The organism is Mesorhizobium sp. M0522 (assembly GCF_040321085.1).
Lineage (GTDB): Bacteria > Pseudomonadota > Alphaproteobacteria > Rhizobiales > Rhizobiaceae > Mesorhizobium.
The window spans coordinates 26850-35124 of record NZ_JAMYQW010000050.1 but is presented as its reverse complement, the minus strand read 5'-3'; the positions used below and the strand labels follow the sequence as shown (position 1 = coordinate 35124).

Below are 8275 nucleotides of genomic sequence, written 5' to 3'. Positions count from 1 at the left end.
GATCGATTAAAGCCTCACCGACGCTGCCAACGAAGCTCACGCCTCAAACCCCGCGCCCCTCCCGCGAGCGGGTTCGTTCTCTGACCCAAAGTCGAAGTTCCGAAGCCCTCACATTGGGTCCGCATTGCGGGCGAAGCGGACAACATGGCTTGCCGGGCGTCAATGCTTCGATACGTGCCACGGCAGGCAGAGCCCAGCAGGGTCCCAAGAATCGCAGGATTTCGGCCGCGAGCGCATCCGGTGCTTCCTCAGCCATGTGGTGACCACAGTCCAGGCCCTTCCCCTGCAGTCTCGCCGCCGTCCACGGTCGCCAAACTTCGAGAACATCGCCGTAAAGCTGCTCAAGGGTCCGAAACCGCTGCTCCTCTGACGCTTCTCCTTCGCACGGAGCTGTCGCAGCCCTCTTGGTGCGCGGACGCGCGGTGCGCACACAACTTGTGGCCCGATAACAGACCCGATAACAGACCCGATAACAGAGTTGACAACTCTCTGCTGGTCAAAAACCTTCAAAGACGCCATCATGCAACAAAAATTGCAAGGATGTGCATCGTGGACGAGAAGGTCGAGGCTCCCAAGGACTATGAGGATCTCATCCGCGTGATACACGACCGGTATGATGGGATGAGCAAGTCGTACCAGAAGATTGCGTTGTACCTCACCCAAAATCCGAATGACGTCGCGGTGCGATCGGTGAACTCGATCGGGGAAGGCAGCGGCGTTCACGCGTCCAGCTTCGTCCGATTTGCCCAAGCATTGGGGTATGAAGGGTTCAAGGACCTGCAGAGCCTCTTCCAGAAACGATTGTCCACCGCGGCTCCCGGCTTCGAAGCCCGCGTCAAGGCGTTGGAGAAGGAACTGGGGGAGCGGACAGATCGCAGCGAGATGGGATTGATGCACGACCTGGTCGTCCGTGACATCGCGTCCCTGAAAGAGATGCTCACCGATCTTCAACCCGAGGATCTGGCAGAAGCCGTTAGCCTGCTCGAGAAGGCCGACGTCATCTATCTGATGGGACAACTTCGCTCGGCACCGGTCGTCGAACTCCTTCGCTATATACTGACCATGCTAGGTAAGCGCTGCGTGCTCCTGGATCCGGGCGGCGGACTGGCCACGCATATGGCCCGCGCGATGCGGAAGACGGACCTGCTGTTTGCGGTGTCGTTCCGCTTCTATGCGAACGAGGTCGTCAATGTTGTGGAAGAAGCCGTGGGGAGAGGTGTACCCATCGTGGCGATCTCGGACAGCACGCTGTCTCCATTGGCCAAGAGCGCGCGCGTTCTGTTCGCCGTACCGGAGCACGAATACACTTTCTCGCGCTCGCTGGCGGCTCCTATGTGTCTTGCGCAGGCTTTGACCGTGGCCTTGGCGGCCAGGCTTCAGAACAACGCAGTCGATCCCCGCATTCCAACGGTTACCGAGCGGTAGGGACTGCGAACCGCGAAACCTGGCCTCATTGCAGCATTTTCGGACCGCCGGCCGTCGATTCTCAATCAGTGTCGGAAGGCGAGAGCGCCATCGCCTTTTCAGGCACGGCCATGGGGCCGGATGCGGCACCGAGGACTGTCTGGTCGTAATCCACCACCGCACCTGTCATGAGCCCGGCATCGTCCGAAACGAGGAAGTTGACGGTGCGGGCGGCCTCGGCCGGATCGACCAGCCGGCCGAAGGGCAGGTTCGCAACGGCTTTCGCTTCCCAATTGGGATCGCCCGTCTCACTCGCCTGCAATTCTCGCTCGTTATCAGACGCCATCCAGCCGACATCCAGCTGGTTGACGCGGATGCGGTTCTTCATGACGGAAAACGCCGTGTTGCGGGTCAGCGTCGCCAGCGCCGCCTTAGTGGCACAGTAAACGTTGATGAAAGGCTGGCCGGCATGTTCCGAGATCGAGCCGATGTTGCAGATGGCGCCTTCAATGCCGTCGCGGATCATGCGGCGGATGGCCTCCTGCATCAGGAAGTAGGGTCCGCGCACGTTGACGGCGAACAGGGCGTCGAAAAGTTCGGGCGAGGTATCGAGGATGGTGCCACGGTCCGTGCGGGCACCGGCGTTCACCAGCACATGTATCTTGCCATAAACGCGCTCGGCCTCCGCCATCACGCTTCGGCAATCCTCGACTTTGCCGAGATCGGCCTTGACAAAGTGGACAGGCACGCCGGTGTCGTGCGTGATCGCCTCGGCCGCGGCACGGCCCTTCGCCTCGTTGCGGCCGAGAGTGACAAGACCGGCAGCGCCGGCTTCCGCCAGCCGGCGCGCAATGGCCGCTCCCAACCCCTGCGTTGAACCCGTGACAACGCAGACCTTTCCATCCATGCGATTCATACTTCAGCTCTCCACAGTGTAGCCAGCCGCGGCCATGACGCGCCGCAATTCCTTATGCCCGATCTTCGCCATTTCGAGTGGCGGACTTTTGACGGGATCCTGCTCGGCTTCAACGACGAACCAGCCTTCGTAACCGTAGGAGGCCAGCCGCTTCACGATCGCCTCGAAGTCGAGCGAGCCGTCACCGGGTACGGTGAAGGCCCCCTTTACCACTGCGTCGAGAAAACTTTCCCGGCTGCGGTCGAGCCCGTCCACGACCGCTTGGCGGATGTCCTTGGTGTGTACATGCGAAATGCGGGCGTGGTGCTTGTCCACCACCCGCAGCACGTCGCCGCCGGCAAAGGCCATATGGCCGGCATCGTAGAGCAGGGGCAGACCCTCGCCGGAATGCTTCATCAGCAGATCGACGTCCTGTTCGCTTTCGATCGGCGCGGCCATGTGGTGGTGGTAGCAAATCGGCATCCCCTGACCCGCGCACCATTCGCCGAAAGTGGTGAGCTTACGGCCGTAGGCCTTGATCTGATCGTCGTCGAGACGCGGGCGCATAGCCAGCGGCGTTCCGCGGTCGCCCTGAATGGTGCGACCCGTCTCGCCATAGACGATGCAGGGTGCGTTGGTCGCCTTGAACAACTCCATCTGCGCGGCGATGCGGTCCTTCTCTTCATCGATATTGCCGACCAGCAAGCGGCCGGAGAACCAGCCGCCACAGACGCTCATGGCATGCTGCCTCAGGATGGGCTCAAGCACCGCCGCGTCCATCGGGAAGCGGCGGCCAGTCTCCATGCCGGTGAAGCCGGCCTCACGGGCCTGCCGCAGGCACTCCTCCAGCGAGACGTCGTCGCTCAGTTCGGGAAGGTCGTCGTTCCACCAGGCGATCGGCGCGATGCCAAGCTTGGCTCTCATCGTCATCTCCAATCATGATTTTCGAATGCTGCTGGCTGCCTGCGCAGCGACAAAAAACTGCCGGAACAATGCTCAGGGAGTTTTGCATCGTTCCGGCAGGGGACGCCCCCGCGCGCCCGAACGGTTCAGACACCCACGCGCTGCTTCTTGCGACCTTCGGTTTGCGCGGCATGCGCGTCGCGGACCTGCTGGCGCCCGCTGATCTCGGGCACGCCGACGTCCCACCATGCATCCCCGGGCGTCCAGCTGAAGGCGTCGGAGACGATGGCAATGACGGTGGTTCGGTCGGTGGTCTTCGCCCATTCGATCGCTTGGCCGAGATCGGCAAGGCTTTCGACACGCCGCGCCAGCGCGCCCATGGCTTCCGCGTGCTTGGCGAAGTCGACCGAGAACGGCTCCTTGACCCGGCAGTCCTTGATAAGGTTATTGAAGGAGGCGCCGCCCTTGGCGTTCTGCAGCCGATTGATCACCGCATAGCCGCCATTGTCGCATACCACGAGAATCATCTTGTGGCCGGCGAGCACCGACGAATAGATGTCGGAGTTCATCATCATGTAGGTGCCGTCGCCGATCATGACGATCGGCGTGCGGGTAGGGTCGGCCATGGCCGCGCCCCAGCCGGCAGAGATTTCATAACCCATGCAGGAGAAGCCGAACTCGCAGTCGAAAGTGTTGGGTTCCTTCACCCGCCAGTTCTTCATCACCTCGCCGGGCAGTCCGCCGGCCGCGGTGATCAGCAGGTCACGCTCGCCCGCCTTGGCGTTCACCACGCCTACGACCTGCGCATAGGTCGGGACCGGCTCGTTGGTCGGCTTCTGGAAGCCGTCAAGCATCGTGTTCCACTTGGCGAACTCGATGCGACCCTTGTCTGTCCAGGCCCTCTCCGCTTTCCAGTCGCCGAGGGCACCTTCGAGTTCGCTCACCGTCTCCAGCGCGTCGCCGACGACGGCGAGCGCCCGGTGCTTGGTGGCATCCCAGCGTGCGGCATTGATCGAGACGAACTTTGCGTCGGCCGAGAAGGCGCTCCAGGATCCGGTGGTGAAGTCCATGAGCCGTGTGCCGACGGCGATGATCACGTCGGCTTCCGCCGCCAGCGCGTTGGCGGAGGTTGAGCCGACGATGCCGATCGGTCCGACATGCGCGGGGTGGTCGTGCGTAACCGTGCCTTTGCCGGCAATCGTCTCCGCGAGCGGGATCCCATGCCTTTTGGCGAAATCGCCAAGAACCTTCTCGGCACCCGAATAACGCACGCCACCACCCGAGATGATCAGCGGCCGCTTTGCGCCTTTGAGGAGGCGCGTCGCTTCGGCGAGCCGGCTGCGATCGGGCCGGGGGCGCGGCACCTCATTCACCGTCTGTTCGAAGAAGGCTTCGGGATAATCCCAGGCGATCTCCTGCACATCCTGCGGCAAAGCGATGAAGGCAGGCCCGCAATCGGCCGGATCAAGCAGCACCGCAACCGCCTGCGGCAACGACGAGATGATCTGCTCGGGATGGACGATGCGGTCCCAGTAGCGCGTGACCGCCTTAAAGGCGTCATTGACGTTGATGGTCGGGTCGCCGAAGTGCTCGACCTGCTGCATGACCGGATCGGGCCGGCGACTGACGAAGGTGTTGCCTGAGAGCATCAGCACCGGCAGCCGGTTCGAATGGGCGACACCCGCCGCCGTCACCATGTTCAGCGCACCCGGACCGATCGAGGTCGCCGCAACCATGATCTGGCGCCGGCGCTTCGCCTTTGCAAAGCCGATCGCTGCAAGCGCCATCGACTGCTCATTCTGGCCGCGCCAGGTCGGCAGCACGTGCTTCACCGCCTCGAGTGCTTCAGAAAGGCACGTCACGTTGCCGTGCCCGAAGATGGCGAAGACTCCCGGAAAAAGCGGAACTTTCTCGCCGTCGACGACCGTGAACTGGTTGCACAGATAGCGCACGAGCGCCTGTGCCATGGTCAGACGGACGGTGGCCCTGGTCATCTTTGTCTCCTCCCTAACGACGGTCTTTCCAAATCTATACGGAATGCCCATTGACAAATCAATATGTTTGCAACGATCATTGCAAAAATTCAAACCGGGAGGACTTCTTGCTCAGGATAGCTGTGCTCGGCTGCGGTCGGATTGGCAGGATGCATGCGGCAAACATCGCCGCACATCCTCGTGCGGAACTAGCCACCGTCTATGACATCGACGAATCGTCCGCGGAGACTGTCGCGGCGCGGCACGGCGTTCGCGCTTCGGGATCCGCGGACGAGGTATTTGCCTCGGCAGATGTAGATGCGGTCCTTGTCGCGACGGTGACTGACACGCATGCCGACTACATCGAAAAGGCGGTGGCCGCTGGCAAACCCGTGCTCTGCGAGAAGCCGATCGATCTTAGCCTGGAAAGGGTGAACCGTTGCGCCGAAGCAATTTTGTCCAAGGGCGTGCCGGTCCAGATCGGCTTCAACCGACGTTTCGACCCCGGTCATCGTGCGGCGTGGAACGCCGTACGATCCGGCGAGATCGGCGACCTGCACCAGGTTATTATCACCTCGCGTGATCCGGGCATGCCGCCCCGTTCCTACTACGAGGTCGCGGGCGGGCTTTTTCGCGACATGACGATCCACGATTTCGACCTGGCCCGCTTCATGCTGGGAGAGGAGCCGGAGGAGGTGTTCGCCATCGGTGGCCGGCTGATCGACCCGGCCATGATGGCGGAGCTGAACGACTACGACAGCGTCATGGTCGTGATGCGGACCAAAAGCGGCAAGCAGTGCCACATCAACAACTCCCGAACCTCCACTTATGGCTACGACCAGCGCGTCGAGTTGCTGGGCAGCACCGGCATGGTGATCAGCGGCAACAGGAAGCCTCACGAACTGCGCCGCTACTCGGTCGCGCAAACCGAAGCCGCCGCGCCTTATCTCGACTTCTTCATCGAGCGATACCGCGAAGCGTTCGATGCCGAGATCGACGCCTTCGTCACCTGCGTCGAGAAGGGCGAGCCGCCGCTGGTCGGTTTTGAGGACGGGCGCCGCGCCCTGATCCTGGCTGAGGCGGCGATGAAATCGGCGGTCGAAGGCCGCTTCGTGAAGGTCAGCGAGATCGGATAAGCCATGTACGCGAACTACGGACTGTTCATCGACGGGAAGTGGCGCAAGGCATCCGACGGCGGGACGGCGCCGGTGACGAGCCCGGTGACGGAAAAGCCGCTGGGCGAGGCTCCGGTCGCCACCCGCGCGGACACGGAAGAGGCGCTGGTTAGCGCCGCCCGTGGGTTTTCCGCATGGAAATCCAAGGGTGGTTTTGAGCGCGCGTCCGCCCTGCATGCTATCGCGGACGAGATGATCCGCCGCAAGGACGAAGCCGCGCGGATGATCTCCAGCGAGACCGGCAAACCTATTGCCCAGTCCGAGCGCGAATGGGGGCTGGCGGTCGATCAGTTCCGCTGGTACGCCGAGGAGGCCCGCCGGATCTATGGGCGCGTCATCGAATCGCGCGTGCCCGGCGGTCGTTTCGAAGTTCTGCACGAGCCTGTCGGGATCGCAGCCGCCTTCACCGCCTGGAACTTTCCGGCGGCACTGGTCGCCCGCAAGGTGGCGCCGGCGCTTGGCGCTGGCTGCTCGACCATCGTCCGGCCGTCAAGTCAGACGCCCGGGACGGCGATGCTGATGGTCGACTGCATCCGCGCCTGCAATCTTCCTGCCGGCACCGTCAGCCTGGTCGTTGGGCCCACGAGCACGACCTATGCGCCGATCATGGCTTCGCCGGCGGTGCGCAAGGTGTCCCTCACCGGCTCGACCCGCGTCGGCAATCTCGTCCGTGCAGAACGTGCTCGATTTTTTCGCCGGGCGGATCGACTCAGCGCTGGTGGTAAACGGAGCCGAGTTGAATGGCCGGTGAAAAACCTCAACTCAGAATCGGCCTGATCGGCACCGGCTTCATGGGCAAGACCCATGTGTTCGGCTTTGCTGCCGCACAACGTGTCTTCGATCTTCCCTACGAACTGGTGCTCCACACGGTTGCGGACAGAACCGAGGACCTCGCCGCGCAGGCGGCGCAGGCCTTGGGGTTCGCGCGGGCGAGCGGGGACTGGAGGCGTCTGGTCGAGGACCCGGAGATCGATATGATCGATATCACGGCGCCGAACGGCTTCCACAAGGAGATGGCGCTCGCCGCCATTGCCGCCGGCAAGCACGTCTATTGCGAGAAGCCGCTGGCGCCCCTTGCGGCGGATGCCCGACGGATGGCCGAGGCGGCGGAAGCGGCCGGCGTCAGGACGCAGGTCGGGTTCAATTATCTCTGCAACCCGCTGCTCGCGCTGGCGCGGCAGATGATCCGCGCGGGCGAGTTGGGCGAGATCCGCAGCTATCGCGGCATTCACGCCGAGGACTACATGGCGGATGCGGAAAGCCCATTTACCTTCCGGCACGATCCTGTCGGCGGTGGCGCATTGGCGGATCTGGGCAGCCATGCTCTGGCCACGGCGGAGTTTCTGCTTGGCTCGGTGGAACGGGTCCTCGGCGATTCCGTCACCGTCATAGCGAGCCGTCCGGATGGCCGAGGCGGGCGCCGGACCATCGAGGTCGACGACATCGGTCGCGCATTTCTGCGTTTTGCCAATGGTGCATCCGGCAGCATCGAAGCGAGCTGGGTCGCCACCGGCCGCAAGATGCAGCACGATTTCGAGGTTTATGGCACCAAGGGGGCGCTCGTCTTCAGCCAGGAGCGCTTCAACGAGCTGCATTTCTACAGCACGGCCGATCCCGGCGGCCGGCGTGGCTTTCGGCGCATCGAGGCCGGTCCGGATCACGATCCCTATGGACTCTTCTGCGTCGCACCAGGCCATCAGCTCGGCTTCAACGATCTGAAGGCTATCGAGATTGCGCGGTTCGTCGATGCGATCGCCGGGAAGCGAGACGAGTCTTTCGGCTTCCGGGCCGGCCAACGCATCCAGGAACTCGTGGAGGCAATTCAGGGCTCGGCCCGGGAGAGCACGTGGCTGCGAACAGACTGATGCGAGGGAGAGTTGGTCGCCGCCCCGCATGCGTCTGAAATAAACGTTGCATGTTTGTAC

General features: G+C 62.9%; 7 protein-coding genes. 4 read left to right on the top strand and 3 right to left on the bottom strand.

All coding sequences use genetic code 11. The annotated features are described in order from the left end of the window. Positions 1-549: 549 nt before the first annotated feature. A complete protein-coding gene (locus NKI58_RS31880; protein WP_245274693.1) occupies positions 550-1425 on the top strand; it encodes a MurR/RpiR family transcriptional regulator in 876 nt (291 codons plus the stop codon). 61 nt (positions 1426-1486) lie between these two features. On the opposite strand, the gene NKI58_RS31875 is transcribed toward NKI58_RS31880, so the two are convergent. From NKI58_RS31875 to iolD, 3 genes are all read right to left on the bottom strand, one after another. Then, positions 1487-2320 carry an SDR family oxidoreductase gene (locus tag NKI58_RS31875; protein WP_023676598.1) on the bottom strand — a complete coding sequence of 278 codons (834 nt, stop codon included), beginning with the start codon at positions 2318-2320 and terminating at the stop codon, positions 1487-1489. A gap of 3 nt (positions 2321-2323) precedes the next feature. Continuing rightward, on the bottom strand, positions 2324-3223 hold the full coding sequence (gene iolE, locus NKI58_RS31870) for a myo-inosose-2 dehydratase (RefSeq protein WP_023676597.1): 900 nt from the start codon (positions 3221-3223) through the stop codon (positions 2324-2326). A gap of 125 nt (positions 3224-3348) precedes the next feature. Beyond that, on the bottom strand, positions 3349-5196 hold the full coding sequence (gene iolD, locus NKI58_RS31865; RefSeq protein WP_352825849.1) for a 3D-(3,5/4)-trihydroxycyclohexane-1,2-dione acylhydrolase (decyclizing): 1848 nt from the start codon (positions 5194-5196) through the stop codon (positions 3349-3351). A 107-nt stretch (positions 5197-5303) separates the two neighbouring features. Between iolD and iolG the strand changes: the two genes are divergently transcribed. From iolG to NKI58_RS31850, 3 genes are read left to right on the top strand one after another with little or no spacing between them, the layout of a single operon-like run. Continuing rightward, positions 5304-6311: an inositol 2-dehydrogenase gene (iolG, locus tag NKI58_RS31860; protein ID WP_352458352.1), complete on the top strand. Its 1008-nt coding sequence runs from the start codon at positions 5304-5306 to the stop codon at positions 6309-6311. Between the two features lie 3 nt (positions 6312-6314). Next, positions 6315-7127: an aldehyde dehydrogenase family protein gene (locus NKI58_RS31855; RefSeq protein ID WP_352789089.1), complete on the top strand. Its 813-nt coding sequence runs from the start codon at positions 6315-6317 to the stop codon at positions 7125-7127. Further along, positions 7091-8215, top strand: coding sequence for a Gfo/Idh/MocA family protein (locus tag NKI58_RS31850; protein WP_352789087.1), 1125 nt, complete (start codon positions 7091-7093; stop codon positions 8213-8215). Before NKI58_RS31855 ends, NKI58_RS31850 begins: the two co-directional genes overlap by 37 nt. Positions 8216-8275 lie beyond the last annotated feature (60 nt).

What these genes read in the sequence shown, in the direction of transcription:
- iolD (WP_352825849.1), bottom strand. Translation starts at nt 5,196, where the DNA reads ATGACCAGGGCCACCGTCCGTCTGACCATGGCACAGGCGCTCGTGCGC.
- NKI58_RS31850 (WP_352789087.1), top strand. Translation starts at nt 7,091, where the DNA reads ATGGCCGGTGAAAAACCTCAACTCAGAATCGGCCTGATCGGCACCGGC.
- iolE (WP_023676597.1), bottom strand. Translation starts at nt 3,223, where the DNA reads ATGAGAGCCAAGCTTGGCATCGCGCCGATCGCCTGGTGGAACGACGAC.
- NKI58_RS31875 (WP_023676598.1), bottom strand. Translation starts at nt 2,320, where the DNA reads ATGAATCGCATGGATGGAAAGGTCTGCGTTGTCACGGGTTCAACGCAG.
- NKI58_RS31855 (WP_352789089.1), top strand. Translation starts at nt 6,315, where the DNA reads ATGTACGCGAACTACGGACTGTTCATCGACGGGAAGTGGCGCAAGGCA.